We start from the raw sequence: 20389 nt of genomic DNA, 5'->3' as shown, positions 1-20389 counted from the left end.
CGTTGCTCCTCCGCTGTCTCCGCGGACGCTGCTGAGGTCATCAACGTGGCTCAGACCTCCACAATTAGATTCGACAGGAAGTCGCTCGGGTCGCCTTCCCACAGCACCACAAGTTCGTCGCGAGCGCGCGTGGCAGCGACATAGAAGAGCGACCGCTCACGCTGCAACACGTCTTCCCGGTCTTCCTCGGCCACGTCCTTGAGAAGATACGAGGCCGGCAGCATCCCAGAGTCCGCGCCGAAGATCAGGACGCGGGAGAACTCCATCCCCTTCGCCCGGTGCATGGTCATGACCTGGGGGTCCTTGGCGACCGCCGCGCTCTTGGTGACCTGGCGGACCTTGATCCCGCGGTCCTCCAGGCCCTTGGTGACGCGATCGGACGTGCGCTGATCCCTCACGAGGATGCCGATGGACTCGGGACTGATCCCTGCCTCCGGGTCAAGCCACCCCGTGAGGACGGCCGCTGCCTCGTCCAGCTCGTCCGTGAGGGACTTCAGCCCCTTCCGGGTGGGGGGCGGGCCACTGCGGGCAGAGCGGTACGTCGCGTCGTCGGTGGCCTCGTCGTCGAGGTCGACGAAGTCCTCGCCGCCGAGTACGCCCATCGCGAACCGCAGCACCTGGTGGGTGGTGCGGTAGTTGAGCGAGAGCCGGCGCGACCTGCCGACGATCTTGATGCCGTAACGACCGAGCGTGATCCGCTGGCCGTAGATCCGCTGCTGCGCATCCTCGGCGATGAAGAGGTCGTTCTCACCCTCCGCGGCCAGGGAGCGCAGGAACTGCCAACGAGCCGCGGTCAGGTCCTGCCCCTCGTCCACCAGGACGTGATCTGCGAGCCGCTGGTACCCCTGTGTCGCAAGGTCGTCGAGGAGTGCTGCTGCGATCCCGCAGACCTCACCGAAGTCGACCACCCCTTCGACGGCGGCTGACACGCGATAGGCGTTGATGACCTCCCACACGAGCGCCCGCTGCGCGCGTCCGAGCGAGACTCCGCGCCCCGGCCGTCGTACCTTCAGGTACTCGTCCTTGGTCGTGATGCGATTGGGGAGCACCACCGCGTCGTACTCAGCGATGAGGAACGACGGGCTGCGCAACGCCTCAGGCAGCCCCGACCCCGCCGACTGAGCGGCCTCGCGCCAGGCTGCCGTCTCGTTGGTGCTGCGCTTCGACGCTCGGTTGCCTCCCACCCCCAGCACCGTCTCCACGGCCTGGTCCAGGGCCTCCGGGCCGGCCTTGGACAGCACGGCGCTTGCTGCGGCGTCGACTCCGGTCACGTAGATGCCGGGCTCCCCGAGTGAAGTCGCCAACGTGAGGTGCGGGTCGAGTGACAGTAGATCTCGCTTCATCGCCTCGGCCAACGTGCGGGTGTACGTCGTGAGCACGACCCGTGCCTGCGGGTCTCGCTTGGCGAGGAACCGCGCTCGGTGGAGGAGCACAACTGTCTTGCCGGTGCCGGCTCCGCCCGAAAGCCGGAAGGCTCCGTTGTAGGTCGCCTCGGCGTACTTGCGCTGCTCGGGGTGCAGGAAGACCTTCCAGGCGGCGAAGTCGCCGTCCTCGATCACGGCCCGCAGCTCCTCGTCGTCCTCGAGCCAGGCGAACTGCGCTCGCGCCGCGGGAGTCTTGAGCGCGGCCAAGAGCCTGTCATCCTCAGAAGCCTCTTCATCGACCTCCGCGGCCTCGTCGATCTGCAGGCTCTCCCGCACCTGCTCGATAGTGGCGCCCGCGGTGAGCTCGACCAGTGCCATACCTTGCCATTCGACGGCATCCCCGGCGAGGGCGAGCAGCTCGTCCTCGCTGGTCGCGGCCAGCGCCTGCGCCGCCAGGTCGGCATCCAGGCCGAGCTCATCTGTCAGTCGGTCGAGGCTGATCCCAGCACTGATGGACTCGAGGAGGGGCGGAGCCTGCTGCGGCGCAGTCTCATCCGCTACCACCGCCGGAGTCGCACTCTTGGTTGTCTCGGGAGCGGCGGCTGATCCGCTCGTCGCCGCCAACAACAGCTCTGGCAGCCCGTTGACCGGGTTGGTCTTGAGCACTGCCTTCTCGGCGATGCTGATGGCCTCGTCGTGCGGCCAGACGCCGGTGAAGATGTAGTGCGGCGCACCGGCGGACGACTGCACCTTGAAGAGCACGGCCCGATACATGTCGTTGACCCGGCCGGTCCGCACCTTGGCGTCGATCGCACCCTGGATCGGCTCGATGTGCAGGCCGGGCAACGTGTCGTCTTGGAAGAGCTTCTTGATGAACGCCATCGTCTGCTTCTGGATCGACCCGTCGTGCAGCCCGTCCTTGTGGGGGGCGTAGATGACCACTGCCATCAGGCTGTTCCTCCTGCCAGTGCGGTCTCGACCGCGTCAATGTCCATGTCAACGACCTGCCAACCCAGGTCGACAAGCACACGCTGCTCGTCGTCGGTGAGATCCACGCCTACCGTGACCTTCCGGTTGGGCCAGCTCGGCCCCAGAGGCAGGCCGTCTATCTCGACCTCAAGATCCGGAACCGGCACCGACCTCGCCGAGAGGGCGACGAGGAAGTCACGCTCCGCCGTCGTCGCCAGGTCGAGGACCGGTTGCCACGCAACGTCGACCTGGTACGCCGGCGCCTCGGCCGCTGCCGTGCTGGGCGGCGTCGCGGCGGCGATCAGGGTCCGGACCGTGATCGCCGTCCCGATGCTGCGCAGGCCCACCATGTTGCTGAACCACAACCAGGACTGCCAGGCAGCCTTGTGGTCCGGGCCTACGGCCGCAGGTCGGTCGTCCAGGGCGACGACGACCTCGGTGCTCTTGTTCTTGGAGTTCATCCGGGAGAGCACGACCAGCGTGTCGTCTCGCCACGCCCACGCGGGTGCCTCGCCCTGGCCCGCAGCGAGGGATGAGCCGTCTAGGAGTTCCCCGGCGATGGAGAGCAGGTCACTGCGTTGTCCCGTGCTGCCCTTGAGTTTCGCGCTGGCTGCCAGGACATACGGCACGGCATCGCCGATGGCCCGCATCCCTGCCGGGTCCGGCGACTGCACCCAGCCCATCAGTAGATCCATCGCGGTCGCCTCGAGCAGGTCGAAGTGAGCGGGCTTCAGGGCGAGGCCGGCGGCACTCATGACCGGGCCCACGGAGGCACGGTTGAACCACGCTCGAGTCACGCTCGCACCGTCCTCCAGGTCAACCCAGGACAGGCTCAACACGAAGAGACCGTCGTCGCGGAGGATGGCGCGCTTGGCTGCGTCGTCGTCGAGCCGGTTGTGCAGGTGGCTGGCGTGGTAGCGCCAGCCGTCGCAGAAGATCGCCATCCGAGGCACTGACGTGTCGTCGCACGTGAGCATGAAGTCCGGCTTGCTGCCGAGCAGGTTGACCTGTGGGTCGAGACGCCACTTGCGGCCGCCGCCGATGGTGATCTCCCACGAGGTCCCCCGGTTGCCCGGGATCTCCTTGACGTGGGCGCCGAGCGCCCCCAGCCGATGCTTGAGGACGGCCCGGAACTTCTGCTCCATCTTCGACTCCGGGTCGAATCCCCGGACCGCGACCTCGGTGACCTTCCACGACCCGTCCGGGTCAGGCTCGTCGTCGGTCTGGAGACCGGCGTGCAGGATCTCGTGAAGCAGTCGTTGACCCTCGGCGCGGGAGACGTGACGGTCCTGGCCGGGGACCGCGAACGGCAGCAGGCACTGGTGGCACGCCATCCGCGCGGTGCCGGCACAGCTGCAGTCACGCAGGACCTCGTAGGCACGCAGGAGGATGCCCCGCAGGATGGCCGGCTGTGCCAGCTCGGCGAGGTAGCCCGTGCCGCCCGGCACCAGGTCGTGCAGCAGCAGAGCGTCGGCGTTGAGGTCAGGATCGTCCGTGGTCGGATCGACCACCACCTCCAGGGAGAGGTGGTCCGGCGCTCCGCCGATGTGCTCGCGCAGTCCGAGCTTCACGGCCGCCGACAAGGACGGGAGCGCGAAGGTGCTTCCCAGGGCCACCATCGGTGGCAGCCGGATGAGCAGCCCTTCGGTCACGAGGCTGCGCGACAGCGCGATCCGACGGGTGTCCTCCTCCGGGGCGTTGCGCAGCCGGCACCAGGGCCGGTGCTCGTACTTGGAGTTGCGACCGGTGCCGCTGTCGAGCTGCCCACACTCGGCGCAGATCCGGAAGAGCTCCGCGTTGACCTCGTGACCACCGAGGAAGCGGGTCGAGCCGTGGCCCGAGGTCCGGCCGAGGTTGAGCCACCGGATGGCCAGGTCCCTGATGTGCTTCACGCCGAAGCCGTAGCCCTCGACGTACCACTGCTCGGTGATGCCGGCGGGGTCGACGTCGGCGAGAACGACTTGGTCGAAGCGCTCCTTGATGCGTTCGTCGCGTCCGTCGTCGATCACGGATTCGTCACGCCGCATCGTGGAGGAGACCCGCGTCAGCTCGACGACGTCGAACTGTTGGTCGAGGTCGGCGATGCCGGTGCTGGTGCACCTCGGGCACGCCGACGGTGCGCTCCCGTCCGTGATGTCGGCGACGAAGCCGCAGGCCGGGCACACCGTCCAGCTCCGGATCGCCTCCCCGCTGTCCCCGAGGTCGACGGTGTCGACCTTCACCTGGTGGCCCCCGGCGTAGAACGTGGCACCGGGGGCGAACTCGCGCAGCGCCAGGGCTGCGTTGCGGCTGTAGGAGAGGTCCTGGGTCTCGTAGCTCCCGGTGTCGGGGTCAAGCCAGGAGAGACCGACGTCGAGGGTGACCGCATCGTCGAGGAGGGTGTAGTTGGGGAAGATGCCCGCCTGTTCCAGCACGGCGATCCAGTAGTCCCCCTGCAGACGCGCCCGTTGCTTCTTCGCCAGCCGGAGCGAGGCCTCAGCGTCGCGGTAGGCGTGCTTGTCGTCCTCAGCAGCGACCGGCAGCTCGGCCAGGCGCTTAAGGTCGGGGATCTCCGCCTCGATGGCAGTGATCCGGTGACCGAGGGTCTCAACTTCCTGACGCCACTTCTGCGACGCCAGGAGCAGGCGCTCGGCCAGGGGGCTGGTCAGCTCGACGGTGCCGCTGCGGGTGACCCACTCACGCAGCATCGCGCGCGCGGGCTCCTTGAGCGTCGGGAAGGCGAGCAGGAAGTGCTCCAGATGGCTGCCCCCATCAATCAGGTCCTCCTCGGCATCGAGGGCGATCGCATGCAGGTAGGCACCGGGCTCGACGCTGCCGATCGCGCCCGAGGCCAGCTGGGGGTGGACGCCGTCAACCTTGCGAGCCTGGCGGTCTGCCAGCGAGGCGAGGTACTGACGACGCAGGATCTCGTCGGCGTCGAGGTACGTCGCAGGGGGGCGGACCGCCCCGTTGATCATGGACAGCGGGTCACCGAGGCGAGGCAGCTGCTCCCCGCGTCCGGAGACAAAGGCGAGGTCGAGCGCGCTTCCGGTGAGGCGCCCGGCGCGGCCAACTCGCTGCAGGTACGACGCCACCGAGCGCGGCAGCGAGGCCAGCATCACCGTGGAGAGGTCGCCGATGTCGATGCCCATCTCGAGGGTCGGCGTGGCGACGAGCACGTTGGGCGCGTTGGGGCGGTCCTCGCGCCCCTTGAAGCCGTTCTCGTACTCCAACCGGAGCTCGTCATCGAGCAGCGAGGTGTGTTCGCGTGCGATCACGCGCTGGACCTCGTGGGAGCCGAAGAAGCGGCGGTAGAAGTTGTCGGGCTGCCCTGGCGAGCGCTTCAGGTGGCCTGAGCACCGGGTCACCAGGCAGGGAGCGCCGTCGAGCTGGTCGACGACCGTGGCGGAGCCGGGCACGTGGGCCTGGCAGACCGGGCAGACGAGCAGGTGCTTGCCGTCGACGAGGTTCTGGGTGCGCACTACCTCGACGACGACGGATGCCTGGGGGACGGCGTAGACCTCTGCGGTCGCCTTGTTGCTGGTGGCCATGAGCACGTCGTGCGCCGCGAGTCGCTTGAGGAGCAGCCGCGCCAGGGTGGCTCCCTCGGCGGGCGTCACCTGCAGGACGCGGGCCGCCCATTGGGCGTACCAGCCCTGTGTCGCTGTCACCTGGTCGAGCACCGACTCGCGGACCGACGAGGCGGGGCCGACACGGGGGAACGCGGGGGCGGTCCGGCCGATGGGGAAGGCGGGCATGCCCTCGGAGCGAGGACGTCCACGCCAAATGAAGTGTCGGCTCCCGTCCTCCTCGATGAGCTTGCGCAGCCATGGGTGCTCGATGGCGCCCCGGCCGCGCATTCGCTCCAGGACCCCTCGCACCCAGACCAGTGCCAGCTCGTCGGTGACCTCGACGGGCAGCAGAGCCTCGCCGCCTGCCTCCTCGATCGCCTGCCGTGCGGCGGCGGTCATCAGTCCGGGCGCGGCCTCGACCTCGGCGGCGACGGTGCTGGTCATCTCCAGGGTCCTGCCCAGCTGGGACTGCAGACCGAACTCAAGGACAGCGTCGAAGGCCAGCCGCTTCGCGACCCGCTTGCGCACGCTCTGCGGGACCTTCGACAGCTTCGTGGCCTCCCAGAAGGGAGCGAACTCCTTCTTCTCGGCCAGGTCGGGAGGAAGGACGCGGTAGCGCAGGACCGGGTCGTCCCCGGCTCGCTCGATGACCCGCTCGGCCAGCATGTCGAGGGAGGTGGCTGTGTTACCGACTGCTTCACGCAGCACCGAGCGGACCGTCAGGCTGTGAGACCTGCTCTGCACGAAGCCCGCCCGGTGCGCCGCGTCCTGGACGCTGTCGGTGAAGACCAGGGTCTTCTTCTCGGCCGCGTCGAGGTTGGTGCTGCCGAAGAGCGTGGAGAGCGCGACGGAGAGCTGGGTCGCGACGGCCGAGCCTAGAAACCGGATCCCGTCGCGCTGCTGGCACGCGGGGCAGTGGTCCTTGCGGGAGGCGTCGTCCGCCTCCACCCCGACGTGGGTGAGCACGGGCAGCACCGAGCCGTCCTGGGCCGCCTCCCCCCGGGGAGCGGCCGCGAGCAGCTGCCGCTGGGCGACGTGGAACCACCGCAGGCTGTCCGCAGCCGCCGGGACTTCCCCTGCCGCCCCGGCGCCTGCCGCCTCGTCGAGCACCTGCTCGCCCTCGGCGCGCGCCAGCAGCAGCGCGCGGAACCGCCCCTCACCGGTGGCGTGGTCGCGGCGGATGTCGTCGTCGCTGATGTCGAGGTCGCTGCTGTTGGCCGGTGACAGCGTGACGCCCCAACCGGCGCGTCCGCAGTGCCGGCAATAGATCGCCGGGAACACCGCCGACGTGGCGGTGCTGCTGTCGCCGGCGTCCTCGCCCGTGCCGAGTGGAGCGCTGCCGTCGTCGGACCAGAAAAAGGCGGGCGACATCGCAGCTTCGCGGTCGATCCTCGTCAGCTCGCGGATCCACAGGTGGACCTCGACCGACGGCATCGACCGGCCCTTCGTCTTGCGGACGTGGCTGAGTGCCCCGAGGTACGCCGAGACGCAACGCTCGCGGGTGCTGACCTCGACTCCCGGGAAGACCTTCTCGGCCACCTCAGCCAGCGGTGCGGCCTCCGCACAGAGCTGGAGTAAGGACCTACTCAACGGGTGCGCCTGCAGCAGGTCGCCGGCTGTGCCCCCACCGCGGAGCAGGTCGGTGAGGTCGTCCTCGAACGCTGCCGCCAGCACGGCGTCGGCCAAGAGGCCCGCGTCCGGGTCCAGCCCGAGCTCGGCGAGAGCCGAGCACACTTCCTGAGCCAGGTCTGCTCCGTCGCGGGGAGTCAGCTCGCGCGCGTCGTCGACCGCCTGGCCGATCCACTCGTCGACCCCGAGGCGTGCCTCGGTGACCACCGCGTCGGGACCGAAGGGCTCTCCGAACACGGTCTCGGCGAAGCCGAGCATCGTCGCTGGGTCGCCCTTGTCACCGAGCGTGGCGGAGGTCGCGATCGGGGTGATGCGCCCGAGAGGTCGGTCGGGCTCTCCTTCGGGGACCGTCATGCCGTGTGCCTTGAGCGCCAGCCCGAGCCGCCGCATCAGCATCGCGACGTCGGTCCCTTGAGCACCGTCGTAGGTGTGAAACTCGTCGAGGACGAGGTATTGCAGCGACTGCGCGCTGTCGGCCCAGATCTTCGCGTCCGCCTCGCGCAGCAGCATCTGGTCGAGCATCTTGTAGTTGGTCAACAGGATGTCCGGGGCGCTGCTGCGCATGACGAAGCGGTCGGTGATCAGCCCGTCAGGGGTGACTTTGGTGCGCTGTGGTCCGTCCTGCCCGGTGTAGAGCCCGGCGGTCACGCCTGCCAAGGACGGGTCGCCGGTGATGAGGTCGGCGAGCCGCTGTGCCTGGTCGTTGGCCAGCGCGTTCATCGGGTAGAGCAGCAGCGCCTTCATCCCCGTGACACCGTCACGCTTGGCGCGCAGGACGTGGTCGAGGATCGGGTGGAGGAACGCCTCGGTCTTGCCCGAGCCGGTGCCGGTGGTCACCAGTGTCGGCAATGGCCGCGGCTTCTCGGTGCTGAGGTCGAGCGAGGACAACCGCGCGTACGCCGCTGCCTGGTGCCCGTAGGGCGCGAACCCGCCGCTGTCGACCGGGTGCCACCCGACGGTGTCTCGCCAGCCGTCGGCGGCGGGTTGGAAGGGCAGCCGCAGCCGGACGTAGGGCCCTTTGAAGATCCCGTCGCTCGGGTGCTCGAGGAACTCGTTGAGCGCTGCGCGCGCGGGCAGGTCGGCCAACGAGAAGGTGGTCTCGAGGTAGTCCAGCAGACCCTCACGGATGCTGGTGGCTGCGAGGCTGGGCAGCAGCTCGCTCATGTGGTCGCCCCCTGGGGTTCTGCGGATGCCAGCGTGCGGATGCTCGCCGCGAGAGTGTCGAGCGAAGCGGAGACGTCGGACCAGCCGCCGGACAGGTCGACCGGCTGGGTGTGCAGCCGCTGCCCTCCCCCCTCCACCGTGATCACGCGCTCGGGTGCCTGGTCGGCACGACAGTAGATCAGCAGCCCCGCAGGCAGCTCGAGCGCCGTGGCGTAGGCGAGCAGCTGGTAGTAGTCCGGGGTCCGGCCGAGACCGTCGTCGGTGAGCTTGTACTTCACGTCGGCCACCGCGACCGTGCGCCCACCCCGGCGGAAGACGAGGTCAGGCGCCATCGTCACCCGCGGCTTCTGGCTCAGCGGCACGGGGGCCTGCTCGTCGACCTCGAGCTCTGGCCAGAGCCGCTGGGTGAGCTCCGCGCCGATCCACCGCTCGTAGAGCTTGTTCATGTCGATCAGGAAGGTGACGGCCTGGTGGTGGCCGTGGGCATGGGTCAGACCGACGCTTTCGAGGACGAGCCGGCTGAGCGCCAGGGCCGGCCCGTAGTGCTCGTTGACCGGGCTCAGCCTCACGGTGTCGAGCTCCATCAGCGGCATCTGGGATGCACCGACCCCGCCAAAGGTATGGGTCAGCTCCGCGATCGTACGCCGGGTCTCGGTGTTGCCGACGACCCTCCGCAACAGAGTCACTGCCGCCAGCAGCACCCTGTTCTCGGAGATGTCAGCAGTGAAGTCGTCATAGCGGCAGGGAGTGGGCCAGATGTCCCAGGGGCGGCTGGCGAGCTGCTGGACGTCGAGCCGCCCGCGGATCACCGGGAGCCGTTCCTCGGTGCTGCAGTAGCCGTGGACTAGCCCCCGGCGAGTGGCGGCGCTGATGGTGCGGAGCGCGAGGTCGGCCACGGCGTCGACCAGGTCGTCCCGGCGGTAGCCCACCAGCGTGGGTTGCCAGTCGGTTAGCCCTGCCGAGGCGCCGAACATCATCAGCACGTTGCGTAGGTCCTCGACCTTGGGCAGCACCCGGACGGTGAGGCCGGGGAGCGCCACCGACCCGATCCAGGACGAGGCTCGCAGCTGGTACTCCCCCACGGTCCCGGTCGGCCTGACCTCCAGCCGCCCTGCGGGGAGGGAGGTCAGCAGCGCCAGCTCAGCTTGGTCGAGGGCGACAGGCTGCGAGGTCTCGTACTCGCGCAGCACGAGGACCCAAGCGGTCGACGCGCCTAAGCCGAGGTCAGACAGAGCCACCCTCGGCCCCTTCGACGACGCTCGCTTCACTCTCAGCGACGCTGGTCTCGGTGGCAGCGACGCCACTCTTCGAGCTGGGCCCGTAGGCCTCGTGCACGTGCTCCCAGGTGAACTGCGCGAGCTGGTCGGGACGGCCGTAGAGCTGGTCCTCGATGGACGGGTAGATGTTGTAGCGCCAGATGCGCTCCAGGCGCTCCGCGGTGAGTGCCGTCTTGCCCGCCGACGTCTTGACCATGAAGTGGCTGTGACCGACCTGCAGGTGCGGGCCCTTGAGCAGGATTCGCAGCTGGTCGTTGACCTTGTCGACCAAGGTCGCGACCCATGCCGGCTCACCGTGCTTGGCGAGCCACTCGTGGAGCAGGGACTTCATCGCGCCTTCGTGCGGCATGAACGGGACGAAGTGGAAGCGGCGACGCAGCGCTGCGTCCACCATCGCAATGGAGCGGTCGGCGGTGTTCATGGTGCCGATGAAGAAGAGGTTCTTCGGCAGCTCGAACGGCTCGTCCGGCCGGTAGGCCGTACGGACCGACTTGTTGCGGTATTCGAGCAGGAACAGCAGCTCGCCGAACACCCGGGGCAGGTTGGCGCGGTTGATCTCGTCGATGATCATCACGTGCGGCGTGCCGGGTGCGTCCTCGGCCTTGGCGGCCATCATCGCGAGGGGCCCCGGCCGCAGTTCGTAGCTCAGCTCGCCCTTGTCGTTGGTCCGAGGCCGGTAGCCCTCGAAGAAGTCCTCATAGGACATCGACGGGTGGAACTGGACGATCATCCGCCGCTCGGGGTCGGGCTGGAGCGCGGCGGCAAACTTGTCGGCAAGGTACGTCTTTCCCGTGCCCGGCGGGCCGTAGAAGATCAGCTGGCCCTTCTCCAGCAGAAGCTCTTCGATCTCGCGGAGGAAGGACTCGGGCAGCAGGAGCTGCTCGGCTGCCTGGGCAATCCGGTCCTCTTCCGTGTCGGTTGTGGCGCCCTCGTTTCGGAGCAGCCAGAAGGCGAACTGCCCCTGCCCCCACGGGTCGCCCGGCAGCAGCGGCTCGAGCGCGCGACGCAAGGTGTCGTTGGCCTCGACGTGCTGCTGGCCGCGACTGAGCGACGCATCCGGGAGCGGGAGATCGAGGCGTCGCAGCATGGCGATCTTCCCCACCGGTCCGGTCAACGGAAACGTGGGAAGAAAACGACCCGGGTCGGTGATGGCGAAGAGCTTGAGCAGCACGCTCTCACCCAGGCCCTTCGTGCCGAGGTCGTCGTGGTCGAGCCCGCGTTCGATCCTGGACGCGACATCGCCTTCACCCCACAGGATCTCCCTCAGCTTGCCCGCGAAGGCATCGAGCTCGAGTGAGTCCATCGCGCCCAAGCTGGCGTTGAGCACCGACTGGGGTCCGGGGTTGCCGTAGCGCTTGGCGTTGACCAGCAAGCGAAAACGGTCGAGGTCGAAGACCGCGAGGTTCTCCGCTGAGAGGTCGTCGGCGAACTGCGCACGCTCTTCCTTGTTCCACTGGTCCTTCTCGTTCGGATAGGGCCGCTCCTCCTTGAAGCGGGACAGCGCGGCCTTGAGCTCGTCCGAGACAGCCGACTGCGTCGCCACTCCTCCCGTGGAGGTCTCCTCGGCCATGGCGCCCAGCACCGACGTGAGAGCCTCCGCGTGGCGCAGGATCTCTGACGACAGCTCAGTGCCCGGCGGCAACTCGTCCCACTTCCACCACTTCCCGGCGAACAGCTCTCCGGTGGGACCGTCGTCCAGTGGAATCAGACGGTCCCCCGTCTTGTGGGGCTTGATGCCGAACCATCGGTATCCCCGGGGCAGCGCACTCTTGGCGCGCTCTGTCTTGTCAGTCACGTCTTCGGGAGTACCGTTGCCCCAACCGCCGTGCACGCCGAACGCAACCCCGGACCGCGTTGCCCACAGCCTGAGGCCGGGTGCCCATGTCTCGCCGGGCTGGCGCCACACGGCGTAGGTGTCGGCGCGGAAGGGCGCATCCTTGTCGAAGGACGTCCGGAGCTGGAGCGGACGGAACTCGAGCTCGCGCCCGACGACCTCGCCCAGCCGGCTCCTCAGGCCCTGGCCGGCCAACAGGAGCTCCCCCTTCAGCTGAGCGGCAAGGGAAGCAGCCCGGCTCGTACCTGCGTCATCCGCGTACCCCTCACCCGGGGTAAAGGTCCCCATCAGTTGAGCTGCTTCGACGCACATGTCCGGCATCGTCGGGTTGAGTCCCACGAAGCGCTGCTTCTCGGTCAGGAACCACATCGCGTGCTCGAGCCGGTGCACGTCATGCGGGTAGAACGTTCTCGCAACCTCCACCAGCGCCAGGTAGCGATCGGCGTTGCTCCAGGAGGAGACCCAGCCGAGGTCATACATGCGGTCCGGGGTGCTCTTCCACAGGATCGGCCACCCAGGCGTGACGTCATCGGTGGCCCAGAACACGGATAGGACATACGGGATCCGGCCCACAGCCGGCTGGCCCTTCGACGACAGGTCGCGGGTGACGCGCTCGACCTCCGCGAACCGGTGAAGCACCTCGTCCGTGGACGACGGCGTAGTGAAAGCTTCCACGAGTACATCCACCACGGCAGGGTCGTCGGGCAGGTTGTTGGCCACCTGGTTGAGCCACATCTGACCAAAGCCCGAGAACGACTGGTAAGGCCCCGGCTTCCTCGACCACAGGTCCGCAGCAGTGCGGAACGACTTGAAGTCGCAAGTCTCCACAAGTTCGTCGATCAGCTCCCTCGCCTCGGCATTGCGGGTCGGTCGCAGCTTCTCCAGCTCGCGCCAGTCCTTCTGCACGTCTTCGTCCAGGGCGATGGCAGCCTCGATCTGCTGCAACTTGGCGCGCCACCGCTCGACGTCGTTGGGGTGGATCATGAGCCCGTCCTGTCGGCCAGCACTCTCTCGAAGTGCGCGTACGCCTGACGCATGTCGGCCTCGCGGTCGAGGGTCCGGAAGGGCAACTCATAGACGTAGGTGTTGCCCGACGCGTTGGTGTGTGTTCGCTCCTCCTCGGCCATGCCGTCGACAGAGGTCTCGTCGAGCCCCTTCTTGCGCCAGAGCTGCAGGATTGGCGTGGGCACCTCCCGGCCGTTGCTGTCGTAAACGTACTTGTTCCTGTCGTAGCCGTAGAGCACTGGAAATTGAGTTCGGTAGAGAGTGCCCAACTCGTCAGCTGTGAGCGAAAGAAGCTTGGCCACGATGACGTCGATCTCGATCAACGCTTGGCGACGATCGGATGCACGGCGCAGTGGCACTTCAGGCGCCCACTTGCGCCCAACGGCACGGATTGGGTTGCGGCCCGGCCATTCGAGACCCCCTGACCACTCGGAAGCTTCAGTCGGTTGAGCGACGGACTCCCACAGGTTCGCGTAGGCGTCGGTAAGGCAATTGAGTCGCAGCACGCGAAGAGCTAAGTCCGCTTCAAGGGGGTGTTCAACAACATGGGCCAACCGGGTGATGCTGCTCGCGTAAAGATTGGCTTTGGCGGCGGCTCGCAACGCGAAGTCAGAAACGAGCGATGAAAGGGTGCCTGCAACAGCCACGAGGTGGCGCGGGTCGTCCGTCCACAAACTGTGGAGCCCATGGATATGCGCTGCGCCGGGGGGGATGATGGCCGGAATCAATGTGCGCTCACCCGTGGTGGCTGCCATCTTCCGCCACGCGATCCGGTAGCAATCTCGGGCAGCAATCTTCACATCAGTCCCCCAGTGCGTGTAGTCGCGGTCGTACTTGGCACGGTCACCGGTGGGCTTGTAGGACGTAATTGGGACGGCATCTGGCGCCAGGGCTCCGAGGTCTACCGTGGACCAGTCGAGGTTGTTCGCCATGGTTTCGTTCGGCTGCTTGTAAAACGGCGTGCCTACGTGAATATGTGGTCCCTGGAGGATCACTTCGCTCCAGGAGCCGGGGCGTCCCCACGCGTTATCCAGATAGCCGTTAGTTCGATCGGCCTTCTCGTGCCACCCCTCTGAGAAACACAGGTCTAGTTCGCCGACACGCGACGCTTCTGCAAGTTTCTCGAGCACAACCGCCGCAGCTCTATTCACGGTATACACCATGCGCGTATGCAGGACTGGCGTGCCCGATACCTCGAGCAGGCGGTGCCATGTACCAAGCACATCCGTATCGACATGGATCAACCGACGTGGGTGTGGACGCAAGTCCCATTGCCCCAGTTCGTCCTTTAGCCCCGGTTCCGCGCCTGCACCGCTATGCATTAGCGAGCGCTCCACGGTGTCCGGGTGATAGAGCGAGGCCGCCATTACAAATTGTGGCGATTCGCGCAGCGCGCCGTAGACGTGCACCCCGTAGGAGACCAAGTGATGGACCTCGAAAAGCGTGAGCTCATTGATGAACTGCCAGTGCCGCCGCAGGCGAAGGTAGGTAGCGGACCGGAGCAAACCAGCCTTTTCGTCAGTGAAGTGCGATTCCGGGTGGATGAGCGCGATCGTTCCTCCGGCTGATCGGTGAGCCCACGTCCTTTCCATGAAACAGCGGTACAGGTCCGGCTGCAGACTCGACAGGTGAGGGTAAAGGACTCTGTCGCTCAAGTACTCTGCAACTGCGACAACGTCGCCGGTAGCTCCCACCACAAGAGACTGAATGCCGGGAAGGGCCATCGTTGCTCCGCGACGATCCCGCACCTCGGCTTGGGTAGCCCGATTCTTCAATTGCCACCATGGGTCACCCTCGGCTAAGAGTCCCTCGACATCTGTCGTTGGCCTCACCCAAGGGGGGTTGCCAACCTGCAGATCAAAGCCTCCCGCATCGAACACCGGAGCGAAGTCAAGCTCCCAGTGGAAGACCCCATTCTGCTCGGCAACACGAGCGCACACCCGCAGCCACGGGTGCTCTGTCAGAGCGTCGGCAATGGGTTTCGCGTCGGCGTACACCCGGTCGTTGTGCTCAACGTCGCCCAGCTCGTCCCAGGTCAGCGCGGACTGAAGGGTGTCGTCCCCCTTCCGCGCCAAGCTTGCCTTCATCGTGTCGGCCCCGAGGATCATTCGGAGCGCGTCGTACCACTGACCCAACGTTGGTGGCTTCACGTCTTCCTCAGTGAGTGGCCAGAACCAGAGGGCGCACCACGCGTCCATGACCAGCTTGAGTCGGCGGTAGGCGCCGTCGGGGTCGGCGAGAGAGGCTTCGATCTCCTCGCGGGTGACGTGGCGGTCCCCCTGGTTTCGTGACGGGCGCGGGGGGCCCTCCTCAACCACCAAAACATCGTTGCCGTTCCAGAGGGAGATGTCGCGGCGGATCTGCTGCTCGGCGATCGCGAGTCGCTGGCCGGCGATCTCCCAGAGCCGTTCGACCCGACGACCAAGCTCCACCAGCGCGTCCACCTGCTTCTTGCCCGGCTTGGCCAGCATGCTCCTGCGCCAAGTCTTGAGGGCAGCGACCGCGTCAGGGACGAGCTCCTTGATGTCCTTGCCGACGTCCACGGCAGCGCCCCAACCCTCCGCGGGCAGCAGGAAGTGGGGGATGCGCCCGTCGATCTTGTCGACCGAGTCCTCGTTCGGAGAGTCTGGTCGGACCGGCTTGGGAACGGCCTTGAGCCAGGACTTGTCCTCGACCTGGGCGCGCGAGTAGACCGCCTTACGGGCGCCGATCAGCGAGTTCCCGCGGCGTAGGTGGAGGCCGAACCAGGGGGCCCCGAGGCCCTCGACCATGGTGTCGAGCCAGAGCGAGATCTCGGCCAGCTCGACGGCGGTGGCGTTGAGGTCGACGCCATAGACCTGGTGCAGCGCGAGGTAGGCCTTCACCCGCTGCAGCTCGCGCGGGTAGGCATCAGGATCGACGGTCTCGCCGAGCTCCTCCTGGCGGCGGGCGAGGTACTGCTCAGCCAGCTGCCGCACGGCCTCGATGGCGAACGCGCCGGAGCCCAATGCCGGCTCGCAGATGGTCAGCTCCAGGATCTCTGCGGCCGTCGTCCGCTCGCCGTCCTGGTCGAGCAGCTCCTCCAATGCCTGGGAGACGACGAACCGGGTGAGCACCTCGGGCGTGTAGTAGGACGCAGATTGCTGGCGCTCCCGGCCTGCCAGTCGGAACACGAAGGTGCCCTGCTCGTGGAGCACCGGGACGGGCTGGCCGTGCTCGTCCTCGACGGTGACGAAGTCCTTTTTGGCGATGTGCTCGGCCCGCTCGACTGGGACCACCCACGACCCCTTCTCCGAGTTGCCGTCCTTGGCCACCTCGTAGAGGTCGGTCTCGGCGAAGAAGCCGGTGTAGGACATGAGGCCCTCGTAGACCGCGCCGAGCTGGTTGATGCCGAGCTCGGCGTAGGAGATGAAGCCGCGGTCGCGGCCCTTCTGCTCCTTGCTCAGCAGCAGGTGGCGCAGCACCCGCTGCAGAGCTGCGTTGCCGAGACCGACCTCGTCGATGTGGGCGGTGGCCTCGGGCTTGAAGAGGTCGGCCCGCAGGGAGCGGAAGGTGAGCCCGTCGACGTACCCACCCTCGATGCCACCCGTGCGAGCCGGGTCGTGCCCCCGGTCGACCAGCCGGAAGAGGGCGCCGAGCGACTCGTAGAGATGGGTGCCCGCCTGCGAGCGCTGGGTGGGCAGCTCGACCAGGACGAGCTCACGCAGCCGGTCGAGGCTGTAGCCGTTCTCGTACTCCGGGGCGCCGGTCGGCAGTACGCCGAGCTCGGGGGAGGCCTCGGCGTAGAGCAGGAAGAGGATCCGGTAGAGGAACCGCAGCGACTGCTTGGCGAGGGGCTGGGCATCTTCAGCCGGAAGGGCGTCGAGGCCTTGAGCCTTGCGACGGGCCACTACTTCGTTGGCGATGATCTCGATGGAGAGCCGCACGCCCTCGCGCAGGTCCTTGCTCACCCCGACCGTGTGCTTGACCGACTCCGCCAGCGTCGCGCTCCACCAGATGTCGCCCTGCGCGTCCGGGGCCAGGGAGTCGGCCGACACGCACGTCAGCGCCCGGTCGACCTCGCCACCCTTCTTGTCATCGTTGCGCTCGGCCACGAGCTGCAGGTCGACGGCAAGGTAGCGGCCCTCGGGCCACCGCTCCCGCTCGGCCACCAGGAGGTGCGGGCCGGCGAGCACCAACGCGAACGCCGGCTTGTAGTCGTCGTGGACGAAGAGCAGCGACAGCAGCCGAGCCACGGAGGTGACTGCGTCCTTATGGTCCGCTGGTGATCCGGTGTCCTCGACACCTGCTGACGGCAGGAAGGGCTCGGCGAGGTTGGAGGCGTCCTTGGTGAGCAGGTCCTCGATGGTCTCCGCGGGGAGGGCGTCGATAATGGCCAGGCCGGGCGTGTGCTCCAGCCCCGGAGCGTGCACGAAGGTGACCGAACCCTGCACGGCGCGGGTGAACCCGATCCCGTCGTAGCCGAGGATCGAGCGCACATCTGCGTTGATCGCGCGTACGTCGGACGCGTGCTCGTTGGTCGTGGCGTCGAGGGTGGCGAGCCGGTTGAGCAGGCTTGCGCGGGCCGCGGTGAACCGGGTGCGGGGGTTGCCCTCCTCCTTGGTGGCATCCCAGTCCGACCTGCGGGCCAGCACGCGACCCTTGAAGGACTCCTTGGTGGCGTCGGTGGTGAAGTAGTGCTCGCTGATCCACTCCTCCCCCACGACGATCGCGTCGCTGGCCATCAGGACTCCCCTCCGGCCTTGCCGGGGTCAGGCACGACGAGCAGCAGCGGGCGGACCGTGCGCTGGTCGGGCAGCATCGTGCGCACCAGGGCGCGCTCCTCCTCGACCCGGCCTCGCCGAGTCGTGATCTCGAGTCGTTGGGCCAAACGGTCGGCGTCGCGCTGCCACTGAGTCATGCGCTCCTGCCAACGCTCCACCCGGTCCGTCACGCCCGCGGCAACCGCCTCGAACGCGCTGTCCAGCACTGTCCGAGCGGCGCTGACCGCCGGGGCGACGTAGGCGTCGAGACCGGTGGCTCCCTTGAGGAGACCGGTGTTGGTCCCTCCCGGCTGGAGGTGCATCACGCCGAAGGCCTCGCTCAGGGTGGCCACCGGCTGCGGCACGGCGAAGGCGGGGTCGGAGGCGTCGGGGAACTGCACCACGACGTACGTCGAGGAGACCACCTGACCCCGGGCGTTGGTGAGCGTCCCCTGGAGCAGCAGGTAGGCCTCGTCCGAGCCACCCGCCACCGCGAAGACCTCGTTGCGGCCCAGCGACTCGAGCGCTCGGTCCGCCGCCCAGTCCAGGCTCGGGTGCAGCGGCCCCAGGTAGTGCGCCTCTGGCCACAGCGACGTCGACTCCGGGCCGCGTGCGTCGATCAGCGCCTGGTTACCGCGGGTCCGGCTCGTCGCGAGCTTGATGCCCTCGGTGACCTTGCGCTCCTTGAGGTAGGACTGCGGGAGCACGTCCAGCCGCTGGCGCAGGTCCTTGCTGGGCACGAACTCCACCAGTGCGTGCTGCTGGTGCTCGCGCCAGTGCACTCCGCCGACGGCGACGGAGGCACCGGGGGTCTCGAAGGCTAGCTCGAGCGCGTCGCGCAGGAAGGCCAGGTCGTCGGCGTACACGCTGTCGTCCACCGTCGTGCTCGCGGTCTGCTCCGGTGGCGCGGCGTCACCAAGCTCGAACAGGCGGGCCAGCATGGCGTCGATCCCTTCTCCCGCCTGCACCTGCTCGACGGTGCGCACCACCTCGTCGAGCTCCTTGCGACCGGCGAGGACCTCGCGGATGGCGTCCTCCTCGGCCTTGACGTCGTAGGCGCCCATCAGGGACGCGCTGTCGCCTAGGGCCCGGTGAGCCTCGTGCTCCTTGGCGACCAACCGCTGGAGGACCCGGATGTCGCCGCCGAAGCGGTCGGTGGACGGGTTGAGTAGGAGCGTGGTGATGCGCGGACGGTGGCGCTGTCCGTATCGGTCGATGCGGCCGTTGCGCTGCTCGATGCGAATGAGGCTCCAGGGGATGTCGTAGTGCACCAGCTCGTGGCACTGCAGGTGAAGGTTGACGCCCTCGGAAGCGACGTCACCGGTGACCAGGACCCGGATCGGGCTGGACTCAGCTTTGAAGGACTCAACGATCTCCTGCTGCTCGACGTCGCTGATCCCGCCGTGCAGGACGCGGATCTGGTCGTCCTTGAGCTTGAAGGTCTCGGACAGCTCCCCCTGGAGCCAGGTCAGCGTGCTGACCCGCTCGGCGAAAATCACCACTCGGGCTGCGCCGGTGCGGCTGATCCCGATCTCCCTCAGGTGCTCGACGAGTCGGTCGAGCTTGGCGCTGCCCTCACTGAGGTTGCGCTCGGCGAGGCCCAGGAGCACATCCAGCGCCTCGGCCTCCCGCGAACCTGCTGACGAGTCCGTGTCGAGGCGCTTGAGCCGCTCCCTGACCGTCGACTCGAGAGCGGCCGGGCTGCTGAGGAACGCCTTGGCAAGTGTCCAGGGAAAGAGCTTGGCGGTCTTGGCGCCGGAGTACGGCGAGGCGCCGGCCGCGGGGTGCAGCCAGGTCTGCTCGAGCTCGCGGGCGATCTCGTCCTCGACCGGGTTCGCGTCGACCATGAGGTTGTGGGGCTCGAGGCGCTCGGCCCAGTCGGCGCCGACGACACTCGCAACGTCGGGGCTGTGCCGGTGTCGTCGGATGATGAGTCGTCGTACCTCGTCCTCAACCAGATCGCCGTCTGGCGTGACAGCGCTCGGCTCAAGCATCCTGATGAGCTCGGCGAAGGATTCGGCCCTGCCGTTGTGCGGGGTCGCGCTGGCCAGGATCAGGGCGTCGCTCTTCTTGCTGAGCAAACGGGCGAGACGGTTGTTCTGGGTGGAGTCGTTGGTGACGTTGTGGGACTCATCGATCACCACCGCGTCCCACTGCTGCTTCTCGAGGTGGGCGAGGTAGCGGTCGGACTTGAGGGTGTCGATCGAGACGATGGCGCGCTTGAAGTAGGCGAACGGGTTGCGGTTGGCAGGCAGCTTCTGGCGGATCCGCTGGATGCCGACCGAGTCGAGCCGGACGAACGGCAGGGCGAACCGGGTCCATAGCTCGAACTGCATCTGCTCCAGCACGTGGCGCGGGGTGACCACTAGGATGCGCTCGCCCCGCCCGCGTCGTACGAGCTCGGCCAGGATCATGCCGATCTCGAGAGTCTTGCCCAGACCCACGGCGTCGGCCAGCAAAATCCTCGGGCGCAGATTGTCGGGATCGAGCGCCTGACGGACCGCCTTCTCCTGGTAGGGCAGCGGGTCGAGCAGGCCTCGGGTGGCGACGGTCAGCCGCGGATCTGTCATCGGCACAGCGGTCTTGCGAAGCGTCGCCTCGAGCCACAGCCGCGACTGCTTGAACCCCGGGCTCATGTCCACCCGGACCGTGGCCTGAGCCGGGTCCAGGGGCGTGATCCTGTCAAGCGCAGTCGAGAACGTTGCTTGGGTGCCACGCACCAGCTCGCTCAGGCCCTGGACCTCGACGAACCAGCCGTCGGTCGCTCGCTCGCTGCGCAGGACCAGCCAGGTCTCATCCCTGATTTCCAACACCGAACCCGGCGCTGCGAAGTCGTCGATCGGCCGATCTGTCCCCGAAAGAGTCACCCAGCCGA

6 protein-coding genes are annotated in these 20389 nt (G+C 67.7%); all 6 read right to left on the bottom strand.

What is annotated here, in order from left to right; genetic code table 11:
- Positions 1-50: 50 nt before the first annotated feature.
- The 6 genes from ACYVID_RS07535 to ACYVID_RS07510 are packed head-to-tail and all read right to left on the bottom strand — an operon-like array spanning position 51 to position 20381.
- On the bottom strand, positions 51-2312 hold the full coding sequence (locus tag ACYVID_RS07535; protein ID WP_460735957.1) for a 3'-5' exonuclease: 2262 nt from the start codon (positions 2310-2312) through the stop codon (positions 51-53).
- A complete protein-coding gene (locus tag ACYVID_RS07530; RefSeq protein WP_460735955.1) occupies positions 2312-8677 on the bottom strand; it encodes a DEAD/DEAH box helicase in 6366 nt (2121 codons plus the stop codon). Before ACYVID_RS07530 ends, ACYVID_RS07535 begins: the two co-directional genes overlap by 1 nt.
- On the bottom strand, positions 8674-9915 hold the full coding sequence (locus ACYVID_RS07525; RefSeq protein ID WP_460735953.1) for an McrC family protein: 1242 nt from the start codon (positions 9913-9915) through the stop codon (positions 8674-8676). Before ACYVID_RS07525 ends, ACYVID_RS07530 begins: the two co-directional genes overlap by 4 nt.
- On the bottom strand, positions 9902-12772 hold the full coding sequence (locus tag ACYVID_RS07520) for an McrB family protein (RefSeq protein WP_460735951.1): 2871 nt from the start codon (positions 12770-12772) through the stop codon (positions 9902-9904). The genes ACYVID_RS07525 and ACYVID_RS07520 overlap by 14 nt, the downstream gene beginning before the upstream one ends.
- Entirely contained in the window at positions 12769-17499 is a 4731-nt protein-coding gene (locus ACYVID_RS07515; RefSeq protein WP_460736275.1) for an Eco57I restriction-modification methylase domain-containing protein, read from the bottom strand. Before ACYVID_RS07515 ends, ACYVID_RS07520 begins: the two co-directional genes overlap by 4 nt.
- On the bottom strand, positions 17496-20381 hold the full coding sequence (locus ACYVID_RS07510; RefSeq protein WP_460735949.1) for a helicase-related protein: 2886 nt from the start codon (positions 20379-20381) through the stop codon (positions 17496-17498). Before ACYVID_RS07510 ends, ACYVID_RS07515 begins: the two co-directional genes overlap by 4 nt.
- Positions 20382-20389 lie beyond the last annotated feature (8 nt).

The sequence above is a fragment of the Nocardioides ginkgobilobae genome (assembly GCF_054781275.1).
This window is presented reverse-complemented; position numbering and strand designations above follow the sequence as displayed.